At 34.1% G+C, this 21,290-nt stretch carries 20 protein-coding genes and 2 riboswitches; of the genes, 15 read left to right on the plus strand and 5 right to left on the minus strand.

Annotated features, from left to right (window positions below; all coding sequences use genetic code 11):
* Positions 1 to 2: 2 nt before the first annotated feature.
* The 5 genes from moaD to QRE67_RS09125 all read left to right on the plus strand — a co-directional run bounded on the left by moaD (position 3) and on the right by QRE67_RS09125 (position 2,624).
* Positions 3 to 239: a molybdopterin converting factor subunit 1 gene (gene moaD, locus QRE67_RS09105; protein ID WP_286124558.1), complete on the plus strand. Its 237-nt coding sequence runs from the start codon at positions 3 to 5 to the stop codon at positions 237 to 239.
* A 539-nt stretch (positions 240 to 778) separates the two neighbouring features.
* Complete coding sequence (locus QRE67_RS09110; protein ID WP_286124559.1) at positions 779 to 1,828, plus strand: P-loop NTPase; 1,050 nt, start codon at positions 779 to 781, stop codon at positions 1,826 to 1,828.
* Between the two features lie 146 nt (positions 1,829 to 1,974).
* Positions 1,975 to 2,151 (plus strand): hypothetical protein, encoded by a 177-nt coding sequence (locus QRE67_RS09115; RefSeq protein WP_286124560.1) that lies wholly within the window; start codon positions 1,975 to 1,977, stop codon positions 2,149 to 2,151.
* 32 nt (positions 2,152 to 2,183) lie between these two features.
* Positions 2,184 to 2,405: a hypothetical protein gene (locus tag QRE67_RS09120; protein ID WP_286124561.1), complete on the plus strand. Its 222-nt coding sequence runs from the start codon at positions 2,184 to 2,186 to the stop codon at positions 2,403 to 2,405.
* A gap of 69 nt (positions 2,406 to 2,474) precedes the next feature.
* Positions 2,475 to 2,624 carry a hypothetical protein gene (locus QRE67_RS09125; RefSeq protein ID WP_286124562.1) on the plus strand — a complete coding sequence of 50 codons (150 nt, stop codon included), beginning with the start codon at positions 2,475 to 2,477 and terminating at the stop codon, positions 2,622 to 2,624.
* Positions 2,625 to 2,773: 149 nt separating this feature from the next.
* On the opposite strand, the gene QRE67_RS09130 is transcribed toward QRE67_RS09125, so the two are convergent.
* Both QRE67_RS09130 and QRE67_RS09135 read right to left on the minus strand, forming a co-directional pair.
* Positions 2,774 to 3,655: a 5'-methylthioadenosine/S-adenosylhomocysteine nucleosidase gene (locus QRE67_RS09130; RefSeq protein ID WP_286124563.1), complete on the minus strand. Its 882-nt coding sequence runs from the start codon at positions 3,653 to 3,655 to the stop codon at positions 2,774 to 2,776.
* Between the two features lie 192 nt (positions 3,656 to 3,847).
* Positions 3,848 to 3,952, minus strand: a riboswitch (purine riboswitch).
* A 1,058-nt stretch (positions 3,953 to 5,010) separates the two neighbouring features.
* Positions 5,011 to 5,868, minus strand: coding sequence for a glycine betaine ABC transporter substrate-binding protein (locus tag QRE67_RS09135; RefSeq protein ID WP_286124564.1), 858 nt, complete (start codon positions 5,866 to 5,868; stop codon positions 5,011 to 5,013).
* Positions 5,869 to 6,119: 251 nt separating this feature from the next.
* Here QRE67_RS09135 and QRE67_RS09140 point away from each other — a divergent pair, with 251 nt between their 5' ends.
* From QRE67_RS09140 to QRE67_RS09165, 6 genes are all read left to right on the plus strand, one after another.
* Complete coding sequence (locus tag QRE67_RS09140) at positions 6,120 to 7,325, plus strand: quaternary amine ABC transporter ATP-binding protein (protein ID WP_286124565.1); 1,206 nt, start codon at positions 6,120 to 6,122, stop codon at positions 7,323 to 7,325.
* On the plus strand, positions 7,318 to 8,154 hold the full coding sequence (locus QRE67_RS09145; RefSeq protein ID WP_286125230.1) for an ABC transporter permease: 837 nt from the start codon (positions 7,318 to 7,320) through the stop codon (positions 8,152 to 8,154). Before QRE67_RS09140 ends, QRE67_RS09145 begins: the two co-directional genes overlap by 8 nt.
* Before the next feature lie 574 nt (positions 8,155 to 8,728).
* A complete protein-coding gene (locus QRE67_RS09150; RefSeq protein ID WP_017151702.1) occupies positions 8,729 to 8,935 on the plus strand; it encodes a helix-turn-helix transcriptional regulator in 207 nt (68 codons plus the stop codon).
* A 6-nt stretch (positions 8,936 to 8,941) separates the two neighbouring features.
* A complete protein-coding gene (locus tag QRE67_RS09155; protein ID WP_286124566.1) occupies positions 8,942 to 9,376 on the plus strand; it encodes a hypothetical protein in 435 nt (144 codons plus the stop codon).
* Between the two features lie 29 nt (positions 9,377 to 9,405).
* The gene (locus QRE67_RS09160; protein WP_286124567.1) at positions 9,406 to 9,882 is read left to right on the plus strand and encodes a small multi-drug export protein; all 477 of its coding nucleotides are present in this window, start codon (positions 9,406 to 9,408) and stop codon (positions 9,880 to 9,882) included.
* 274 nt (positions 9,883 to 10,156) lie between these two features.
* A complete protein-coding gene (locus tag QRE67_RS09165) occupies positions 10,157 to 11,122 on the plus strand; it encodes an MBL fold metallo-hydrolase (RefSeq protein WP_286124568.1) in 966 nt (321 codons plus the stop codon).
* Positions 11,123 to 11,363: 241 nt separating this feature from the next.
* Here the strand turns inward: QRE67_RS09165 and QRE67_RS09170 are convergent, their stop codons facing one another.
* The gene (locus QRE67_RS09170) at positions 11,364 to 12,557 is read right to left on the minus strand and encodes a NupC/NupG family nucleoside CNT transporter (protein ID WP_286124569.1); all 1,194 of its coding nucleotides are present in this window, start codon (positions 12,555 to 12,557) and stop codon (positions 11,364 to 11,366) included.
* Positions 12,558 to 12,965: 408 nt separating this feature from the next.
* Positions 12,966 to 13,045, plus strand: a riboswitch (ZMP/ZTP riboswitch).
* 57 nt (positions 13,046 to 13,102) lie between these two features.
* Between QRE67_RS09170 and aimA the strand changes: the two genes are divergently transcribed.
* Both aimA and brnQ read left to right on the plus strand, forming a co-directional pair.
* On the plus strand, positions 13,103 to 14,734 hold the full coding sequence (aimA, locus tag QRE67_RS09175; protein WP_286124570.1) for a glutamate/serine transporter AimA: 1,632 nt from the start codon (positions 13,103 to 13,105) through the stop codon (positions 14,732 to 14,734).
* 853 nt (positions 14,735 to 15,587) lie between these two features.
* The gene (gene brnQ / locus QRE67_RS09180) at positions 15,588 to 16,916 is read left to right on the plus strand and encodes a branched-chain amino acid transport system II carrier protein (protein WP_286124571.1); all 1,329 of its coding nucleotides are present in this window, start codon (positions 15,588 to 15,590) and stop codon (positions 16,914 to 16,916) included.
* Positions 16,917 to 17,748: 832 nt separating this feature from the next.
* Here brnQ and QRE67_RS09185 read toward each other — a convergent pair.
* Positions 17,749 to 18,408: a 2OG-Fe(II) oxygenase gene (locus tag QRE67_RS09185; protein WP_483298672.1), complete on the minus strand. Its 660-nt coding sequence runs from the start codon at positions 18,406 to 18,408 to the stop codon at positions 17,749 to 17,751.
* Positions 18,409 to 19,505: 1,097 nt separating this feature from the next.
* Here QRE67_RS09185 and QRE67_RS09190 point away from each other — a divergent pair.
* A complete protein-coding gene (locus QRE67_RS09190) occupies positions 19,506 to 19,925 on the plus strand; it encodes a VOC family protein (RefSeq protein ID WP_286124573.1) in 420 nt (139 codons plus the stop codon).
* 470 nt (positions 19,926 to 20,395) lie between these two features.
* Positions 20,396 to 20,614, plus strand: coding sequence for a hypothetical protein (locus QRE67_RS09195; protein WP_286124574.1), 219 nt, complete (start codon positions 20,396 to 20,398; stop codon positions 20,612 to 20,614).
* A 75-nt stretch (positions 20,615 to 20,689) separates the two neighbouring features.
* On the opposite strand, the gene QRE67_RS09200 is transcribed toward QRE67_RS09195, so the two are convergent.
* The gene (locus tag QRE67_RS09200; RefSeq protein WP_286124575.1) at positions 20,690 to 21,103 is read right to left on the minus strand and encodes a hypothetical protein; all 414 of its coding nucleotides are present in this window, start codon (positions 21,101 to 21,103) and stop codon (positions 20,690 to 20,692) included.
* Between the last annotated feature and the right edge of the window lie 187 nt (positions 21,104 to 21,290).

Raw genomic sequence — 21,290 nt, forward strand, 5'->3', positions numbered from 1 at the left:
AGATGATTACAATTTTACTGTTCGCAAATTTGCGAGAAGAAGTCGGCTCAGATCAATTAGTAATAATAGAAAAACAAGAGATTAATGTTCATCAATTAAAAGAATGGTTTAAAGATAGCTATCGTTTACAATCTTTGGATCAAGTCATGACGGCTATCAATGAAGAATTTGCAGTTGACGAAGATATTGTAAAAGATGGAGATACCGTTGCGTTTATCCCACCCGTAAGTGGAGGATAATGTTGCTTGATTTTTTTCATAAGTTGTAATTATTATCCTTAATGCCTTTTCACAATTTCAAATAAATATTTGTGAAGTTTACGGATACTATCATTAAATTCGCGAATGATTTTAGATAGATTAAAAGCGTTCCTACCTAGAGTGATCCATACATTAATAACTCAAGGGAAAAAGAGGAAAATCATTTTCAATAAAGTTTTTAAATGGCGTTGTTTGTTAGTAAAGTTAACGCTATACTTATGATTATAATAGATGGAATGATAATAATGGATTGTTATCATTTTATCACTTTTTATTTATGTTATAAATGGTTGGATTGGTATATTAGTAAGTATTGCTAGTAATCTATTCCACCATGAGTACACAAGCCTATTTAATTAGGTTCGGGTACTCATGGTGGTTTTTTTGTTTACAAATTAATACCGGAGGGAGGAAATATATACTAATCCATCTCCGGTATTAAATATGAGGCGTTGAATTCAAGGATAATTTTATTTGTACTAAAAATTATCAAATAAAAATAAAAAGGACTGAGATTTATGCTTACTCATGAACAAATTATGAAAGTTCTAAGCCGTGTTCAGGATCCAGAGTTGCACAAAAGTATCGTGGAATTAAACATGGTAAGAAATATTCAAATTGATGGCACACAGATTTACCTTGAAGTTATTTTAACTATTCAAGGTTGTCCATTAAAGGCGAAAATTCAACAAGATATTGAAGACTCTCTGCGGAACATTGGAGCCTCTAAGGTTTCTTTGACTTTCGGCTCCATGACACCGGAAGAACGAGCTGCATTAACAGAAACTTTAAAGAGAAATTCTAGAACGGAAACCGGCATGCCTAGTATGTTGCGACCAGATTCAGGTGTACGTTTTATTGCTGTGACAAGTGGAAAAGGTGGAGTCGGAAAATCAACTGTGACGATTAACCTTGCTACTGCTTTAGCCCGTATGGGGAAAAAGGTTGGGATTTTAGATGCAGATATATATGGATTCAGTATCCCTGCTATGATGGAAGCTAATCAAAAGCCAACAATGATAGATCAGACAGCGATTCCGGTCGTTAGCCATGACGTTAAAATTATGTCAATGGGATTTTTTACAGAGGGTAATAACCCAGTTATGTGGCGAGGGCCAATGTTAAACAAATGGATTCAAAATTTCATTGCCAATACTCATTGGGGAGAATTAGATTATCTTCTTCTTGATTTGCCTCCTGGTACAGGAGATGTCGCGATTGATGTGGCTGCGATGATTCCTCATGCGAAGGAAATTATAGTTACTACTCCTCATAGTGTAGCTTCGTTTGTTGCTTCCAGAATAGGGGTAATGGCAAAGTATACAAAACACGATATTTTAGGTATCGTTGAGAATATGGCATATTATGAGGAACAAGATGGTTCAAGGAATTATCTCTTTGGGAAAGGTGGCGGTGAAATGTTAGCAGAACAACTGCAAACAGAAGTGATAGCACAAATACCTTTTGCAAAGCCTGAAGAAAATAAAGGTTCGTCCGTATATGACGAGGATTCGCTTGTTGGAGAGATGTTTACATCTTTAGCTCAAGATCTTATCTACAAAGGGTAATTTATTAGAGTAGTGAATAAAAATTTTGTAACAGATGATGAAGTTGTTAAAGATCGAGATACAATTGCATTTATTTACTAGTAAATAATGTATTAACATCTCATTCAAGTGAATGTGCATGATGAACTATTTAAGAGGTGATTTTTATGAAGTCAATGGATGCTATAGTTAAAGATTTACAAAGACAAGGAATTCGCGCGCAAAAAGTAAATATCAAACAGATTAATCGTCAGCGTTGGATAATTTCTACATCACCAAAAGAACTAATAAAACATTCTAGATGGAAATTAAATATCAATATAATAAAAGAACAGAACTTATAAAAGAAATGGATATAAGGAGGGATTTTAATAGCATGTGTAATATAGATCATTCTTCTGAAGATGTAATCAATAAACTTGAAACTCAGCAATGCTTTTTATCCGAATTTTTGGTTGAAGACTTACATGAATTTCTAAAAAACAATTATTCACAGCAAATATTAAATGAAATATTTCACCTTTTAAAAAAGTACGACCTAGCATCTAAAGAAGAACGGGAGAAAAGAAATGAACAATTAATGTTACTGATAAGTTAATCAATAGAATTCACAGCAGTATTTAACTTGTGTTTTCTTTAAGTTAGCTTTTCGGAAAGGGTGAATCTCATGGATATCAAAAAGATGATAGAAACAATAGAAAAAAAAGGAATCGCTGCAGAATCATTTGTTCCTGAGCTACATCATAAACTTGTAAAAAGTCCTTTACTGAATAAAAAGCTCTGTAACAAGTTAGGATTGAAGAAGGTTGTGCATTGAAAAAAAGAATTAATTTTAAACATTAGGAAAAGAGCATGACAATTTGATGTCATGCTCTTTGTTTAAATCAATAATTTATCAGTGTAATGTTGTGTGTTAATTGTTACTTTAGTTAAAAATGAAACTGATGTAAATGTAGTTTTACTATATTATTTGCTTGGCATCGTAGATATATATTTTTTAACTACTTCATAAACATATTCTTGATTTGCTGCTGCTGTATTCGGGTTGTACTTACCACCATTTACTTTATTATTAGATAGTACTCTAATACCCAAGAATGCTACATCATAAGCTTCGGCAATTTGTGCTGTTGCGGCACCTTCCATTTCTTCTACAGATGTACCATACTTAGTATGGAACCATTTAATTCTATCAACTTCATTATTCCAAACGTCTGCTGAACCTATAGTACCCTCGACAACCTTGCCCTTAGTGTATTTATCTTTTACTGCATTAGCAGCCGCGAGTAAACTCTTATCTCCCTCGTAGTAACGGATTTTTTCAGCATCAGGATCTTCTCCTGCACTTCCTTCAGAAGCCATTAAGTCCATAGGTTTCCATTTAGTTGGATCAATTCCTTGTTTTTCATCCATATTTGCTGTTTTTAATGAACCTAAGTTTGCAACTCTTTTTCCTAAAACAATATCAAATACGTTTAAATTTGGATCATGTCCGCCTGATGTCCCCTGATTGATTATTGCTATAGGATTATATTTTTCGATAGCTATTGCTGTAGCAGCTGCTGTATTTTCCATTCCCTTACCTGTTTTAGCAACGATTACAGGATAATTGTCCAGTGTTCCTTTGTAAAAGACAAAAGTTCCTGATTTTTCTTCTTTAACATTTTTTAACCTTTTTGCAAATTTTTCAGCTTCTATCGGCATTGGACCTTGAATGATGATAGGCTGTTGAACTTTTTCTTGTTTAGTTTCATTTTGTGATGCTGAACTACATCCTGCAAATACCGATATTAAAAGTACAGTAATAGCTACTAATAAAGAGTACTTTTTTAGCATTTTGTTTTTCATAATTAAGCTCTCCTTTTTCTCTTGTTGTTTGTCTTGTTGTTTGATACACTCGAAAATTTGGTCCAAAGAAAAAGATCTAGAAAATGTAGAATGATTTCTACCTTCTAGACCTACGAAAGTCAAAGTATAGATAATTAAGCAAAAAATGAAGATAATGCTAAATTATAAAATGGCAACGCCTAAAAAGCCGAACAGCCATATACTTTAACTCGTAGTCCAGTTCTTTCATTTGGGAACCGGGTAGAAACACTCAGACCATATTACCGAGTATATACGAGTAATAATATTTAAGATTATTACTTTGATAATATAGCAAACTTATAAAAGATATTCAACAAAAATATGAACATTAATTCAAAAAACCTTTTTAATGTTTGTGTTTTAAGGGGAAAATGAAGTGAAAAATGGAGTTTAATCGTTATGTAGTTGGAAAAAAGTTGCACCCGACTTTTAATGCAGGTACCACCAGAAGCAAATTCAATCTGAGCTATACGACAAACAAACTTATAATAGCCTAACATGATGTCTTATGTGTGAACTTTAAATAAATGAAGATTTCTAAGTGGAGGAAATAAGATGTTTCCAATTGGGGAGCAGCCCCTAAAATTATGAGTGATTTAAAATTATTAGAAAATACTTCTGATGAGTTAGCGATAAATGGTAAAAGTCTTGAAAAGCTCAATTTATCAGGGGGAATATCTAATTCGCTTAATATTGATACATTAAGTCCTTTAAGACACCTGTTTATAATATTTTTAAATACGTCATTGTCCCAATCGTCGGTATAGTTGTGTGTGGATATATATTACTTGGTCTTTCTACAATTAGTAAGATCGTGGGCTTTCTATGGCTTGGTTTTGGGATCGTATATCTTATTGTCAGATCCATTGTTTCTAAAAATTTTAAAGTGCTATTGACAAAGAATACTGATCGGAGTATGAATTAAGGAATTTTGTTTGAATAAATCACGATAGAATCTAGTGTTAGTGCTATTTATTTTGATGTTTAAGAAATAAAAAAGGTGTTACGCACAGTCGTAACACCTTTTTTCATAAGTATCCGTTTGAAATTTAGACACTCATTATTAAGAGTGTAGTAATATTTCACCTTGACGTTTCAAGGTTGTTTAATAGTGTTCCTTGCATAATTTATATAAATCTATTTTGATTTTTCGACATATAGCCGCGGCTATGGATAACAAAAGGTGATCTGCACTCGTTTTCTCTCTTTGTTTTCACTATGTCTGGACAGGAAAAGGATCTGACCGCTTCTATGCGTGGTCGGATGCTCTCTCCCACCTAAAAAGAGGAGTTTTATGTCGGTTTTTAAATTTGTATTTATATACATATGAATTTTTAATCGTTCATCCATGTATCGACTACTTTTTTATTCTGTTTAATCCACTCTTTAGCAGCTTGTTCAGGGTCTTTTGTTTTATTAAGCATGACCATCAGTGTTCCAAGTTGTTTATCAGTCATTTTCCACTTATCAAAATATTTAATGAGCTCAGGATAATCTTTTTCAAATCCTTTACGAACCGAGTAATAAATATCATCTTTTTCACCATATACCTTTTTAGGGTCTTTTAAATATTTAAGGTCGAATTCTGAAAAGGCCCAGTGTGGGTTCCACAGTGTCACAGCAATTGGTTTCTTTTGACTATAGGCTCTCTTTAACTCGCTCATCATTGCTGCTTCTGAAGATTGGATAAGGTTAAGCTCGATGCCATATTCTTTTATCGCTTTATCTGTTAATCTCATGAGACTGCTGCCAGGTTCAATTCCAATGATTTTATTATTGAATTCATCTTTATGAGCATTTAAATCTTCAATGCTATTGATGTTAGTCATATAAGAAGGGACGATTAAGCCGAGACCAGTGCCTTCGTACCATTTCGATTTTATTACAACATCGTCTTTATATTTTTCATATAGTGGCTTATCAGTAACAGGTAGCCAGACTTCCAGATTAGCATCTACATCACCTCGTGCTAACCCAGTCCAAACAGCAGCTTTTTCCAAATACATTAATTCAACTTTATAGCCTTTTTGTTCAAGTAATACTTTCCACATATTTGCGGTAGCAATGTTTTCTTTCCAGCTTGTTACACCGAGCTTAATTTTTCCTTTTGTAGTATCCTTCGTCGTACTACAAGAACTACTAATGATACTAATTAAAAATAATATACAAATAAACCATATTTTCTTCTTCATCAAATTCCTCCTACTCTTTCTAAATAGGCATCAAATCTCTAAAAGTTTATTCGGAAAAATATTTGGATGAGGCTAAATATTTTGCTTTCCTAAATAAATATTCTATAATTATAACTATCAACCAGATAAATATAACTATTATTAGCTTAACAAAAAAATATAAAAAAGTCTTTGATAAACTATTTTGATGTAATATCCTCTATAAAAAACATTACATAATTTGAATAGATACAAAGAAAAGGAGTGAAGGAATGAAGGATACAAAATTACGTGTTGAGAACGTCACAAAGGTATTTGGAAAGAACCCTTCAAAAGGAATTGCCTTACTAAAAGAAGGTAAAAGCAAAGCAGATATATTAAAAGAAACGGGTATGACTGTGGGTGTGAAACAAGCAACGTTCGACGTGTATGCCGGTGAAATATTTGTCATTATGGGTCTGTCTGGTAGTGGTAAATCAACGCTCGTCCGAATGCTAAATCAGTTGATCAGAACGACTTCAGGTCATATTTATATTGATGGAGAAGATATTGCAACAATGGGGAAAGAGGCACTCCGAAAAGTAAGAAGAGAGAAGATGAGTATGGTATTTCAAAAGTTCGCGTTATTCCCACACCGTACCGTCTTACAAAATGTAGCATATGGATTAGAAGTTCAGGGAATATCCAAAGAGGAGAGAGAAGAAAAAGCTTTAGAGTCTCTAAAACTAGTAGGATTAGAGCACAATAAAGATAGTTATCCAAGTCAGCTTAGCGGTGGTATGCAGCAACGCGTAGGTATCGCAAGAGCATTAACGAATAATCCAGATGTCCTTCTCATGGATGAGTCATTTAGCGCGTTAGATCCACTTATCCGAAAAGAAATGCAAGATGAGTTGTTAGAGCTGCAAGATAAAATGGAAAAAACGATTATTTTTATTACACATGACTTAGATGAAGCGCTGCGAATTGGTGATCGTATTGCGTTAATGAAAGACGGAGAAATCGTTCAAATTGGAACACCAGAAGAAATTATGATGAGTCCAGCAAATGAATTTGTAGAGAAATTTGTCGCCGACGTAAATTTAGGAAAAGTATTAACAGCCGAGTCCCTTATGAGAAGACCAGAAACGTTACTAATTGATCGAGGTCCGCGAGTAGCACTGCAAATTATGAGAAATGCCAGTGTTTCTAGTGTATATGTAGTCAATAAAAAACATGAATTTTTAGGTATTTTAACAGCCGATGAAGCGAGTAAAGCTGTTAAAAAACAATTGACTATAGCTGAATTGTTAGAAAAAGAAATCCCGCATGTATTTTTACATACATTGCTGGAAGAAATGTATGTAAAAATGGCAGAAACAAAACTTCCTCTTCCAGTTATTGATGATAAGAAAAGATTAAGAGGGATTATAAAACGTGAAAGTGTCATTCAAGCTCTGGCAGGAAATATAGAGGAAGAGGTGAATGACAATGAATAGTATTCCGCGTATTCCCTTAGGAGAATGGGTCGATTCATTTGTTGAAGGCTTATATCAGCATTTTGAAGGGTTTTTTAGAGGGTTTTCTTTCGTTATTGGAGGATTTGTTGATTTATTAACAAACCTGTTAATGTTTATTCCATCAATTGTATTCATAGCGATTGCGTGTTTTCTCGTTTGGTATGCCTCCAGAAAAGCTTCACTTGTTATTTTTTCGTTAATTGGATTTCTTTTTATCCTCAATATCAACTATTGGGAACAGACCATGCAAACATTGGCACTCGTTCTTACATCTGTTATCATTTCCATCATTATTGGACTACCCATTGGAATTTTAGCATCTCAAAATGAAAGATTCTCCAAAATTTTGAAACCGACGCTTGACTTCATGCAAACAATGCCAGCCTTTGTTTATCTCATTCCAGCAATTACGTTCTTTGGTGTCGGAGTCGTACCAGGCATTATTGCATCTGTTATTTTTGCAATGCCACCAACGATACGCTTTACTGATTTAGGGATTAGACAGGTACCAGAAGATTTGATTGAAGCAGCGAATGCATTTGGTTCAACTGCATCGCAGAAGTTATTTAAAGTACAGCTTCCGCTTGCAACTGGAACCATTATGGCTGGCGTAAACCAAAGCATTATGCTTTCGTTATCTATGGTTGTAACAGCTTCTCTGGTAGGGGCACCAGGTCTTGGAGTAGACGTGTACCGATCTGTTACACAAGTCAATATTGGAATGGGCTTTGAAGCTGGATTAGCCATTGTTGTAATTGCGATTGTGTTGGATCGAATTACACAAGGCTTCCATAAAAAGGGATTATAATGTAAATATTGATAGAGTGACCTATAATTTTATATGATTATGGGTCACTCTTTTTGTGTAGATAAGAATACAAAGTAAATTACAATTGGTAGAACTGAACACCTTACATTTAGAATAAAGTCGTTTCTGTAGTGTTTAAAGAAATGACTTTATTTTATACTGTTATTAATGTAGGAATTTGAGATGTGATTTATTAAAGAACTAGGTTTAAGATACAAAACATTAAAATAAAAGCTTAAATATAAAACATTTGGTATTACCAAAAAGGTCAAATTCATTTCTGTTAGGCAATATACAGAGTGAATGATCAATTGAGACACTATATATTGTATTTCTGTCAGTGAAGCCCACCTTTTTGGGAACGAACCAATGGTAATGAGGCTCTAATCAAAATGTTTAATTCCTTTTGTACTTAATCAAATTTTAAAAGCCATATAAACTACGCCATTTTAGTTATAGATGGTGTTATTTATGTTTTCTTGAGCAATTATTTATTACAAAATGAAAATGATTATTTACATTTTGTTGGTAATCATTTACAATGATGGTGATTGAAAATGAGGGAAGGGAAATTATGATGCTTGAAAACAGAGTTAGAGAATTACGGGCACGATTTAGGTGGACTCAGCAAGACTTGGCCGATGCAATTGGAGTGACAAGGCAGACAATCGGATTAATTGAAAAAGGTGATTATTCTCCATCTGTCACTATGGCGTTAAAAATAGCTGCTGCGTTTCATGTTACCGTAGAAGATGTTTTTTATTTAAAAGGAAAGGAATGAATGATTATGATGAAACATATTTTGAGGTCTCCGCTTATAGGTGCGAGCTTATTTGTATTGATCATTGCATTTTTACTGTTTTCTCTTATGAACACACAGATCGTTCTGGCTAGATTGTGTTTTGGGGTTTTGGTGATGTTTACTTTTTTGTGGTTCATTCTCACAAAGCTTTATAACCGAAAGAATCCTGATGATAAGATTAAATTATTTGGATTTATACCATCCGAATTTCGTGAAATAGATGAAGGTCAACAGTGGGTAACCTATAAGGCTTGCAGGAATGTGTATATTTACTATAGTTTTGCACTTCCAGTAACGGCAGGAATTTGCTTCCTCTTTTCTTATAATATTCTCGCTCCATTAATGTGCATTGGTGTACTAGGTGTAGGTCAATACATTGTCTATTGGTTAACTACTATTCGTGTTTTAAATCGTATTTAATTTGAACAAAAAAAGGGCGGTGAAACAGTATGTTGGAGTGGGCTCAAAATGCAGGTGAATTATGGCAATATTTAGTTTTATTTTTATTGGCTTTTGCTCCATGGATGGATGTATCAATCGTTGTACCACTCGGTATCGCATGGGGATTACAACCATTTGCAGTAGGACTGACGGCATTTACAGGGAATCTTATCTTGATTCTATTACTGGGCTTCTTCTTTAAGCAGTTTGCAAAATGGCGAACGGCAAGAAAATTAAAAAAAGGTATAACAACACCTTCTAAAAAGGAAACCAGATCAAGACGAATATGGGAACGATATGGTATTCCAGGTTTAGCTCTGCTAGCTCCAATTCTCGTAGGAACTGATATTGCGGCCGTACTAGCTTTAACATTTGGGTCTACCCGGACACACGTCATAAGTTGGATGACGGTCAGTCTAGCGGTATGGACAGTCATTTTTGTGGTTGCTGCGATGTATGGGTTTAGCTTTTTAAATATTATTTAGGATAACATGAAGATTTTATGTAATCTAAAATCGTTCACTACTTTTAAATTATGGGGTGATGAAGTGAGTTCATATATTATTAAGACAAACGAAGTGTACAATTTAGAAGAAAAACAAGACACCATGCTATTAAACTAAAGAAACAGTTTAGTTGAACAAGCCATATGTTAAAGTCAAGATACATTTTGGAAAATAAACTAGTGAAAAAAATGTATTTCGTTCATTTTCCGTGATAGCATAAAGTGGTAATTTCAGTTGAGAGGAGGGGTAACTCATGAAAAATCGAATTGAAACATTCAAGGGATCAAAGCATTTCCGGCTGAATCACGTTGCTGAGGGTGTATTTGCAGCAATCTCGTTCCCTGGTACTGGCTCTGTAGGGAATGCAGCAATCATTGATCTAGGTAATTCAACGCTTGTGGTGGATACCTTCACGACAATACAGGCTGCAGAGGATTTACAGGCAGCTGCAATGCACCTCACAGGAAATCCAGTTTCCTATGTAATCAACACACATTGGCACAGTGACCATACAAGCGGGAATCAACTGTTTACTCCCAAGGCACAAATAATTTCTACATCTATTACACGTGAAATTATGGATACATTTGGAAAAAACAGGTTAGCCCAGCAGTTGTCAAACCCGGAACCGATTTATCAGGCTATCAACGAACTCGAGGAAAAAATACAACAAGAGACGGACGAAAAGTTAAAAAAGGAAATGCAATGGGAAAATGCTAGTGATCGTGAGTACATGAAAATACTTCCTAATTTGGTATATACACTACCAACGATAACTTTTGATCAACAGATGAGTATTCATGGTAGTGATCGGATTGTGCAACTCATTACGTATGGTGGAGGTCACACGCAAAGTGATGCATTCGTGTACCTGCCTGAAGAAAAAATTGCCGTAATGGGGGATCTGGTACTCTCGAAGCATCATCCTGTAATGATTAATGCAAATCCCCAGGAATGGCTAAATATTTTGGAGCGAGTCGAACTACTTGATGTAGAAACTATCGTACCGGGACATGGCGAAGTTTGCTCAATGAAAGAACTTCATGAGGTGAAAGGTTACATAAAAGATATTATTGCATTGGTGGCGGAAACCGTTCAAAGTAAGAAAAGTATTGATGATATTTTAGTACCAAAAGCTTATCAAGGCTGGTACTTTACTACATATTTTAAGATAAACTTGAAAAAAGTTTATGATTTGATTACTAAATCAGCGAATTAAGAAGATTGTAAAGGACATAAGGTAAACATAGCTGCACTTGAAGTGAAACTGTTTTTTGTTGAACTAACGGGGGCTTTTCTTGAATAAGTAACGAAAATCATCCATTCCCTTAAGTCTATTAAAAATCAATAAATCCCACCTTTCTACATAAAAAGGTGGGATTTATTCTCATAAAAGAATCTGTCTTCTTTCTTAAAGCACTACACTACATTTAAAGATCTCATGCAGATTCAATATTCATTTACCATACAAATAGACCTACAAGCATAGCGCTTAATAAGGAAACAGCCATTCCACTAACAAGAAGCTTCCAAACATTCTTACCGATAATTGCTGATTTTTCTGCACCAAATAATGAATTGTAAGTCCCGTAAATCATACCAACTGTACTAAAGTTAGCAAAAGAGGCTAAAAATGTTGTTGCAACTGCAATTGTATGTGCATTTAAAGAGTGTAAATGTGATTTTAAATCCATCATCGCAACAAACTCATTAGTTGCTATTTTTATCCCCATTAATTGAGCTACATACATAGCATCAGTTCCTGATAAACCAAGTAAAAAGGCAAAAGGACTAAAGATGATAGAAAAGATTTTTTGAATTGTTAAACCTGCTACAAAGAAACCTAAAATACCATTTAGACATGCTGTTAATGCTACATATCCAATAACCATCGCTAAAATAACGATGACCATATTCATACCAACTAACATACTGTTTGAAATGGTAGAAAAGAAATCCTTTTTTTCTTCTTTTGACGGTGAATAAACAATATCTTCTTCTTTAGTAATTTCTAAAGGATTTAAAACGTTTGCTAAAATTAATGCATTTAAACAGTTTAAAGGAATTGCACTGAAAATATAAGTTGCAGGGACCATTGTTAGATAAGCCCCAAGAATGGATCCGCTCACACTACTCATACTCATAATTCCAAAAGTTAATAAACGATTTTCTTTTAAAACAGATAATTGATCACGAACAACAGCCAATGCTTCCGTGTTTCCTAAAAACATCATTTGAATGGAAAAGAAACTTTCTAACTTTGGCAAACGAGAAATTTTTGAAATAATCCAACCTACTTTATCAATAATCCAAGTTAAGATTCCAAAGTAAGAAAGAATATCAAAAAACGTTATAACAAAAATAATGGGAAGTAATGCACTAAAGAAAAAATCAATTGTTTGATTCTCCATAGCTGATGGAAACGCAAATCGAATACCTTCATTGGCACATAATATTAGCCAAGTAAAAAATGACGCAATTTTATTAATTATGATGCTTCCAAATTTGGTGCCTAACATAAACCAAGTAATAAGAAGTTCAAGCATTACTAGAATAATGATTGGTTTCCATTTTATTTTTCCTTTATTAGGCGAACATAAGAAAACTACCAATAATACAATAAAAATCCCTACAATATTTAATGTCAAATTCATGTTAGCAACTCCTTGATGATTATTATTTGTATATAAAAAAGCTCTTATTCTTCATAATTTAGTTTATAACCAGAAATTATGAAGAATAAGAGGGAAATGCAACAAAATAGTTGAAATGAATATATAAATACAAATGAAAAAACCGACATAAACCCCTTCTTTTTAGGTGGGAGAGAACATCCGGCCATGCGTAGAAGCGGTCAGATCCTTTTCCTGCTCAGACATAGTGAAAACAAAGAGAGAAAACGAGTGCAGGTCACCTTTTGTTATCCATAGCCGCGGCTATATGTCGAAAAATCAAAATGGATTTATATAGTTTGGAATGAGTTATTATTTTTCTAGATATTTATAATTTACAAAAAATATTGTTAAGTTTGAAATAATATTGTATATTAAAATGAGAATTTAATTCCCATATGTAACTGGCGCAACATGGAATACCATGGGGGAGCATATGGATTTATGAGCCGCGCGCCTGGGCAAGCACTTGATATTTTTAATCAAGTGCTTTTTATTTTTCTAAAAAAATAAAGGAGTAGATGGGGATGAATTCTAGACACAAAAAGATGGGGACTTTTGCTCTTACAATGACAGGGCTCGGTTCTATGATTGGTTCAGGATGGCTATTTGGAGCTTGGCGAGCTGCTGAAATTGCAGGGCCAGCTGCTATTTTTTCTTGGGTCATAGGTATGATTGTTATTTTATTTATTGCATTGTCTTATGCAGAACTTGGTGCTATGTTTCCTGAAACGGGCGGAATGGTAAAGTATCCACAGTATTCTCATGGTTCATTTGTTGGATTTTTGGCAGGATGGGCCAATTGGATTGCGATTGCTTCTTCAATTCCAGTAGAGGCAATTGCTTCTGTTCAATATATGAGCACATGGCCGTGGAAATGGGCACAATGGACACATACTCTTGTACAAGATAATGTACTAACATTTAAAGGATTACTTGTGGCTTCTATATTGCTTCTTGTTTATTTTTTCTTAAACTATTGGACAGTTAACCTTTTTGCTAAGGTGAATTCTGCCATTACAATTTTTAAAATTGTTGTACCTGGTGTTACCGCGGGTGCCTTGTTATTTGCCGGATTTCAAGAAAGTAATTTTACAAATTCCCAAGGGATGGCACCCTATGGTTGGGCAAGTGTATTAACAGCCGTTGCTACTTCGGGAATTGTGTTTGCCTTTAATGGATTTCAAAGTCCAATTAATATGGCTGGTGAAGCAAAAAAACCGAGTCGTTCCATTCCTATTGCAGTTATTGGTTCTATTTTGATTGCTACGGTGGTATATGTTATGTTGCAAATCGCCTTCATTGGAGCAGTAGATCCAGCTATAGTGGCAAAAGGATGGGGGAATTTGAATTTCAATTCGCCATTTGCTGATTTGGTGATGGCACTTGGGATGAACTGGTTAGTTATTTTATTATATACTGATGCTTTTATCTCTCCATCTGGGGCAGGGACAACCTACACTGCCACAACAGCGCGTATGGTTTACGGTATGGAGAAAAATGGGTATCTACCTAAAAAATTAGGTACCTTATACCCTGTATACGGTGTTCCACGTCCAGCGCTCATTGTAAATTTGGGTGTATGTTTTCTCTTTTTAATATTATTTCGTGGGTGGGGAGTTTTAGCTGAAATCATTTCAGTTGCAACCTTGATTTCCTATATTATGGGACCAGTAGCTTTAATGACATTAAGGGGAACAGCTAGTCATTTATATCGTCCTTTTCGTTTGAAAGGAGCAAGGTTCATTGCTCCATGTGGGTTTGTTTTTGCATCTCTTACTTTGTACTGGGCACGCTGGCCACTGACAGGTGAAGTTCTTTTCATCATGGCAATTGGATTACCAGTTTACTTTTATTATCAAGCTAAAAATAAATGGCATGATTTTAAGAATCAGTTCCGTTCAGGGGTTTGGTTGATTACATATTTATTATGTATGATAACGATATCATATAGTGGAAGTAATAAATTTGGTGGGCATAATTTTATTCCATATGGTTGGGACTTGCTTCTTATTACCGTATTGGCGCTATTTTTCTATTTTTGGGGAGTACGTAGTGGACGTTATACAGAATATATGAAAGAAGCTGAAAAATTGAATGGAGTATTATTACAAGAAGAAGGAAAGAACGAATATATTTCTAAAAATAAAGTTGTTTAATATAACTTTGTTGTGGTTAAAGGATCGGGTAATATTATAGTGGAATGTAAGAGGTTCATATTGAAATGAACCTCTTTTTTATTTGTTTTTTATACAATTTTGATTCATTACTTTTGGTAAACTTGTATACTTATCCTAATAGTAAAGGGCTAATGAGTGTATATATAAATACAAATTAAAAAACCGACATAAAACCCTTCTTTTTAGGTGGGAAAGAGCATCCGACCATGCATAGAAGCGGTCAGATCCTTTTCCTGCCCAGACATAGTGAAAACAAAGAGAAAAAACGAGTGCAGGTCATCTTTTGTTATCCATAGCCGCGGCTATATGTCGAAAAATCAAAATGGATTTATCCCGCATTAACGTGCAGTAATACCCCCACCTCAAGATTCTAAGGAAACCAAAGAAGATAGGTGGGGGATAAACTGCCCGTAAAAGCCCGATTGGTTCAACTAATAATCAATGGGAGATGAAGAAAACTCCCACTGATTAAAGTTTCACTTTATATAGTTATAATAAGAAGAACCACTGGATTACTGAAAATACCAATTCTACCAACGAAGAACCTTAAGTAAGAAATAAGTAAGGGCATCGAATACAAAGATACATAATATCAAACATGTAATGAAAGTCTAGGTAACGCTATAGTAGTTATATTTGGAACCTTTCATTAAGGTTATGATTTGCATAGTAGAACTATATTTAAATGAAAAGTTTGAAAATAATATTGAAATATATTATTCTTAAGACTATAATAGGTAAAAGAATATGATATCTATCATTTTAATATTCTGAATATTTGATCATCTAAAATATTATTAAAAATAAATATGTTTTAATGGAGGTTTTTATTATGGCAAATAAAGTGCCTTTTTCGTTCATAGTAGTTATTGGACTAATGTTATTTGCTCTATTTTTTGGAGCAGGAAATTTAATTTTCCCTGCAATGCTTGGTCAATCAGCAGGGACAAATATTTGGTCAGCAAATGCAGGATTTTTAGTAACAGGAGTAGGTCTACCATTACTTGGCGTATTAGCATTTGGTTTTTCAGGAAAAGATGATTTACAATCACTAGCAAGTCGTGCTCATCCTGTTTTTGGGACAGTATTTACAACGATTCTTTATTTAGCAATTGGTCCTCTATTCGCTATACCAAGAACGGGGAACGTTTCTTTCGAGATTGGTGTTAAACCTTTTGTATCAGAAAACCTAGGTTCTATCCCTTTGATTATCTTTACAATAATTTTCTTTAGCATTACGTGTTTTTTTTCGCTCAATCCTGCGAAAATTGTTGATATTGTTGGAAAAATATTGACTCCAATAAAATTAACGTTCATTGGAATTTTAGTAATTGTTGCGTTTATTCATCCAATAGGAGATTTGCAAGCGCCTACTAATACTTATACATCCGATTCATTTTTCAAGGGATTTCAAGAGGGGTATTTAACAATGGACACCCTTGCATCTTTCGTATTTGGGATTATAATCATTAATGCAATTAAGGAAAAAGGTGCGAAAACAAAAAAACAGATTATGATTGTTTGTTCCAAAGCAACTCTAATTGCTGCAACTATATTAGCAATTATTTATACAGCTCTTTCTTATATGGGGGCTTCAAGTGTAGAAAAACTTGGTCATTTAGAGAATGGAGGAGAAGTTTTAGCAAAAGTTTCAAATTACTACTTTGGTTCATACGGCGGCATACTGTTAGGATTAATGATTACAGTAGCGTGTTTAACAACTAGTGTAGGACTTGTTACTGCATGTTCTTCATTTTTCCATAAACTATTTCCAAATGTACCTTACAAAACAATAGCTATTATTTTATCTGTTTTTAGTGCAATTGTTGCAAATGTAGGGTTAACACAATTAATTGCTATTTCTGTACCTGTATTAACAGCTATTTATCCATTAGCGATTGTATTAATCTTCTTAACATTTTTCCATTCACTATTCAAAGGGAGATCGGAAGTTTATCAAGGTAGCTTACTCATAGCGTTTATTATTAGTTTATTTGATGGGTTAAGTGCAGCTGGAGTACACATTCAAGTAGTCGATCGTTTATTCACTCAAATTCTTCCAATGCATGAAGTTGGTTTAGGTTGGATTTTCCCAGCTATCATTGGTGGATTTTTGGGGTATGGTATTAGCGTCTTACGAGTAAAATATCAAGTCAATTAATTCTAGTACAGCTAGATTAAATAAGTAGATATCTATCTATCAAAAAAGTTATAGAATTAGTTTCTATAACTTTTTTTGTTACTATATAAATACAAATTAAAAAACCGACATAAAACCCTTTTTTTAGGTGGGAGAGAGCATCCGGCCATGCATAGAAGCGGTCAGATCCTTTTCCTGCCCAGACATAGTGAAAATAAAGAGAGAAAACGAGTGCAGGTCCCATTTTGTTATCCATAGCCGCGGCTATATGTCGAAAAATCAAAATGGATTTATATACCTATACCCATCTATCTAAGTGATGCAAAAGGGTTGTTGATCAGAGTGAAATTCATTTCTAGGTATTTTAGCCCGCGCTATTCGCGGGCAGTAATACATCCACCTCAAAATTCGACAGGAAGCAAAAAAATTAGGTGAGGGCTAATAATTAGTGGGGGATGAAGACCCCCCACTGATTAAAGCTTCACTTTATTTGGGCCCCATGTAAAAATAAATCAGCATGATAACAAAAAATATTTTGCTTTTGGTGCAGTGAGTCTTGCTGTTTTCTATTTCATTGGAAAATACTGTACAATACAATTAAAATACAAGTGCACCGGTAGTTTTGAAAAAAAGCTTAATCAAAAATATCAATTGAACGTGCATTTTGAGCCAAATAAAAATAATCTATTTTGAAAAAAAGATTAATCAAGATGGATTATTATCCAGCAGATTTAAGTTTCAGTTTTATAAAAAAGTTTGATCATTCTCTACCTGTGTGGCTCCACAATTGCGCTCTTTTCTTAAGTAAACAAGAAGTCGGAGAACGATAAAAAACTCGTAATTGAGTGTTATCTTAATACAAAGGTCTTCTTCTTATCCATTGCGTCGCAACCCATTTTTCACCTTTGATAACAGGTTCACTGCCATGTAAAGTGAGCTTGTTTAATGATGCATCCTGATAAAAATATTCGAAATATACCGCCATTCCTTTTTTCGGAGATACAGAAAGGTTGAGTTTTGGAAAGAAAGTCTCTCCGCCTTCTTCTACATGATTTAGGTACATGACAAGGGTACTAATACGATTGTTATTTGCTGCCGCACTGTTTTCTGCAAAAAAATCATAATGCGCTTTATATTCTTGGCCAACTGTATACTTTAAAATATGTAACCCTTCTCCATGTGGGGCAGGAACATTCATGATTGAAGCGATTCGTCTTTCGATTCTAGTAACGGCCTCACTTTCTTCTAAAAACGTACCACTACTCGTCCGAATGTTATTTATTTTGCGCGAAACACCAATTTTAGAACGTTTCATTTTATTTTTAGACATTTCAATTAACGTTTCACACTCTTCATCACTTAATACATTTGCTAACACGACAATAAGAGGTTCTTCTAATCTTGAAATAATTTGGATTTCTCTATCATCTGTTACAATTGTGTTTCCAATGTGGTTAAAAATCGTTAGCTCCTTATTTTCACCTGTTTGATTTTCCATTGTTCTATTCCTCATCTCCCTTAAAAATGATTGGATATTATGAATATATCACATTTTTCTTTCTATTCATTTTTTTTAGAAAATTAAGGTAGGGACTGTTCCGTTATATTTTAAACATTGTCATAAAAAACCTCGACTCACTTTGGAATCGAGGTTCATAATCTTTCTCTCTATCTCATATTGTGCTAGGAAGAGTGGGTTTCTAAATCAGAAGACCTACACTGGCAAAAACCGCACTCTCGGGGGATTTGGAGTCAAAATGGGCATACCTCTAGATGATTAAGAAAGTAGAGTTTACAAATCTGAATAATCCAGTGCACAACTTGCACGATCGTTAGCTAAAGCACCGCTGTTATTGTGGGATAGATTTGTTTCTTCTTAGGAGGCGTCTATGTTACTTTAAAATAAACCTTGATCAAATATGTATTAACAACCGTTGATAAATTGATAACCTTTAAGAGCATGTTTTGAAGAAAGATTGCTCAAAACCTTTAATTCTCTAATGTTTGAGACCGTATATTTCAGAAAAAAGGTTGATCATTATTTTTAAAAGACTTTATTATTCAGCAACATATTAGACTTTCTTCCTTCACATTTATCATATCTTATCCAAATTAACTTTCTTTTTTTCCTTTCGAGCTGCCCAACTCTTTTGTAGGTTTTTCCCTAATCTCCATATCCATATCGTAACAAGAACCACATAGCCTAATATACACGACGGATTGATAATATATAACTCTACCATTTCCGCGAACCACTCCACTGAAGCCCCTTCAGAACTGGCATCTAATAAAATTAGTTTCCACATTAACCACATTCCTGTATTGAACCAAAAACCACATAGCAATACTGTACTAAACGTGTCGCTTCTCTTGTTTCTTTTCCTTTTAATAAGTAGGGAATATTTTTAAATCGTTTAGGTCAACAATCGTGGTTAATTGTATAATAAATGTAACCATCCGTATAACTTGCTTAAGGAGTCTTGCAAAATCCAGTTCTGTTCTATAGAAACTGTAGATTTTTTAGTAACTTGTAGGCAATGCGAATGACATATTAGGTTGCTGCTTAATGTGCTTAGGTTAGAAGTGAAAAATCAAACTAGGAGAAATCAAATGAATAAAAAAATTGATCATATCGGTATCGCTGTCCGTGATTTAGAAAGCACGATTCATTTTTATGAAAATGTGTTAGCAGGTAAATTAATAGATCGCTACAAAAGTGATGTAAAAGGTGTTGAAAGTGAAGTTGCAATTCTTGAAGTAAATGGAGATAGAATCGAATTGCTTGCACCAACAAACAATACGACTTCGCCAATTGCGCGATTTATTAAGCAGAAGGGGAAAGGAGTTCACCATATTGCTTATCGCGTAGATGATCTAGATATAGCTTTAGAAGAACTGAAAAAACAAGGAATTCGAACATTAGAGGATACATTACGTATAAACAAGCACGGTAGACGATTAATTTATCTCAATCCAGCAGATACAGAAGGGACAATTATTGAATACTGTGATTATCCAGAGGGAAAATGAACCTACTAACTGGCATGAAGCGAGGTTCTGTGTTTAAGGTGTAATAAAGGCTGTCCCAAAAGTAGCTGAATAGCTACTTTTGGGACAGCCTCTTTTGATGTCTCTTCTTGTATAGTTAAAAACTCCTTATTATATAGTTTTTAATGATTATATAAATACAAATTAAAAAACCGACATAAAACCCTTTTTTTAGGTGGGAGAGAGCATCCGGCCATGCATAGAAGCGGTCAGATCCTTTTCCTGCCCAGACATTGTGAAAACAAAGAGAGAAAACGAGTGCAGGTCACCTTTTGTTATCCATAGCCGCGGCTATATGTCGAAAAATCAAAATGGATTTATATAGTTATATAAGTGAAAGAAAGATGGACTGGATGAATCGTAGATTTTAAGAGAAATTCGGACAAACATACTGTCATTGTTACTTGCAATGAATATATTGAAAGTAGCATATGAAAAGGAGGGATGTTGACGTGGGAAATCACCGTGATGATAAGTGTAGTAAAAAACACAATGATAAGTGTAGTAAAAAACACGATGATAAGTGTAATAAAAAACACGATGACAAGTGTAATAAAAAACACGATGACAAGTGTAATAAAAAACACGATGACAAGTGTAATAAAAAACACGATGATAAGTGTAGTAAAAAACACAATGATAAGTGTAGCAAAAAGCGCGATAAGTACTAAGAAATGATAAAACGGATTACGTGAAAGAAAAGACACGGATTGTGTTCTTAAGGATACAATCCGTGTCCAAACTACTTAGGAGGTATTTTTTTCTACAACGGTTATTAAGATATGTCTAAAGATTACGGCAGCAATGAGATATATGTCTGTAGACATGATTAAAGAGTTGATATAGCTTGGTAGCATCAGGATACCTGTACTGAAGTAAAGTAAAGGATAGAAAGCAATATACAGTGCGGGTATACCCACAAATACCAATTTTTCTATTTGGAAAGACCACCTTCCTACTTTACTGTTTTCTTTAAGAAAAGTTGGCAATCCAAGAAGTATTCCAATGGCGATGTATAACAAAGGAGTATAAATGAGATATGGAAACATATTATACGTCGTAGTTGCATGCTCTTTTAACAAGTTTGGGATACGTATAATGATGAAAAGCGATGTAAAGAAGGCAACAGAATATAAGAAGTAACGAATGGCTATCTTCAACGAAATAGAAATCCCTCCTTTTTTAAAAGTTTAGGATTATATATTCCCCAGATCACAATTTATTCCTTTTCGCTTTAGGATATAGTAACCCAACTCCTTTTTTATACAAATTTTTATACTAATACAGGAAATTCGTTAGCCTGAAAAAAGCCAGCATCTCCTCAATGTATAAAATCATGGATAGAAT

This window comes from Bacillus sp. DX3.1 (assembly GCF_030292155.1).
Taxonomy (GTDB): domain Bacteria; phylum Bacillota; class Bacilli; order Bacillales; family Bacillaceae_G; genus Bacillus_A.

Excerpts from the sequence above, each read along its gene's own strand:
- QRE67_RS09110 (WP_286124559.1), top strand. The coding sequence starts at position 779 with ATGCTTACTCATGAACAAATTATGAAAGTTCTAAGCCGTGTTCAGGAT.
- QRE67_RS09140 (WP_286124565.1), top strand. The coding sequence starts at position 6,120 with ATGAAGGATACAAAATTACGTGTTGAGAACGTCACAAAGGTATTTGGA.
- QRE67_RS09120 (WP_286124561.1), top strand. The coding sequence starts at position 2,184 with ATGTGTAATATAGATCATTCTTCTGAAGATGTAATCAATAAACTTGAA.
- QRE67_RS09185 (WP_483298672.1), bottom strand. The coding sequence starts at position 18,408 with ATGAGGAATAGAACAATGGAAAATCAAACAGGTGAAAATAAGGAGCTA.
- QRE67_RS09165 (WP_286124568.1), top strand. The coding sequence starts at position 10,157 with ATGAAAAATCGAATTGAAACATTCAAGGGATCAAAGCATTTCCGGCTG.
- QRE67_RS09130 (WP_286124563.1), bottom strand. The coding sequence starts at position 3,655 with ATGAAAAACAAAATGCTAAAAAAGTACTCTTTATTAGTAGCTATTACT.
- QRE67_RS09170 (WP_286124569.1), bottom strand. The coding sequence starts at position 12,557 with ATGAATTTGACATTAAATATTGTAGGGATTTTTATTGTATTATTGGTA.
- QRE67_RS09155 (WP_286124566.1), top strand. The coding sequence starts at position 8,942 with ATGATGAAACATATTTTGAGGTCTCCGCTTATAGGTGCGAGCTTATTT.
- QRE67_RS09190 (WP_286124573.1), top strand. The coding sequence starts at position 19,506 with ATGAATAAAAAAATTGATCATATCGGTATCGCTGTCCGTGATTTAGAA.
- QRE67_RS09135 (WP_286124564.1), bottom strand. The coding sequence starts at position 5,868 with ATGAAGAAGAAAATATGGTTTATTTGTATATTATTTTTAATTAGTATC.
- QRE67_RS09125 (WP_286124562.1), top strand. The coding sequence starts at position 2,475 with ATGGATATCAAAAAGATGATAGAAACAATAGAAAAAAAAGGAATCGCT.
- QRE67_RS09160 (WP_286124567.1), top strand. The coding sequence starts at position 9,406 with ATGTTGGAGTGGGCTCAAAATGCAGGTGAATTATGGCAATATTTAGTT.
- QRE67_RS09150 (WP_017151702.1), top strand. The coding sequence starts at position 8,729 with ATGATGCTTGAAAACAGAGTTAGAGAATTACGGGCACGATTTAGGTGG.
- QRE67_RS09115 (WP_286124560.1), top strand. The coding sequence starts at position 1,975 with ATGAAGTCAATGGATGCTATAGTTAAAGATTTACAAAGACAAGGAATT.
- QRE67_RS09145 (WP_286125230.1), top strand. The coding sequence starts at position 7,318 with ATGAATAGTATTCCGCGTATTCCCTTAGGAGAATGGGTCGATTCATTT.
- brnQ (WP_286124571.1), top strand. The coding sequence starts at position 15,588 with ATGGCAAATAAAGTGCCTTTTTCGTTCATAGTAGTTATTGGACTAATG.
- aimA (WP_286124570.1), top strand. The coding sequence starts at position 13,103 with ATGAATTCTAGACACAAAAAGATGGGGACTTTTGCTCTTACAATGACA.
- moaD (WP_286124558.1), top strand. The coding sequence starts at position 3 with ATGATTACAATTTTACTGTTCGCAAATTTGCGAGAAGAAGTCGGCTCA.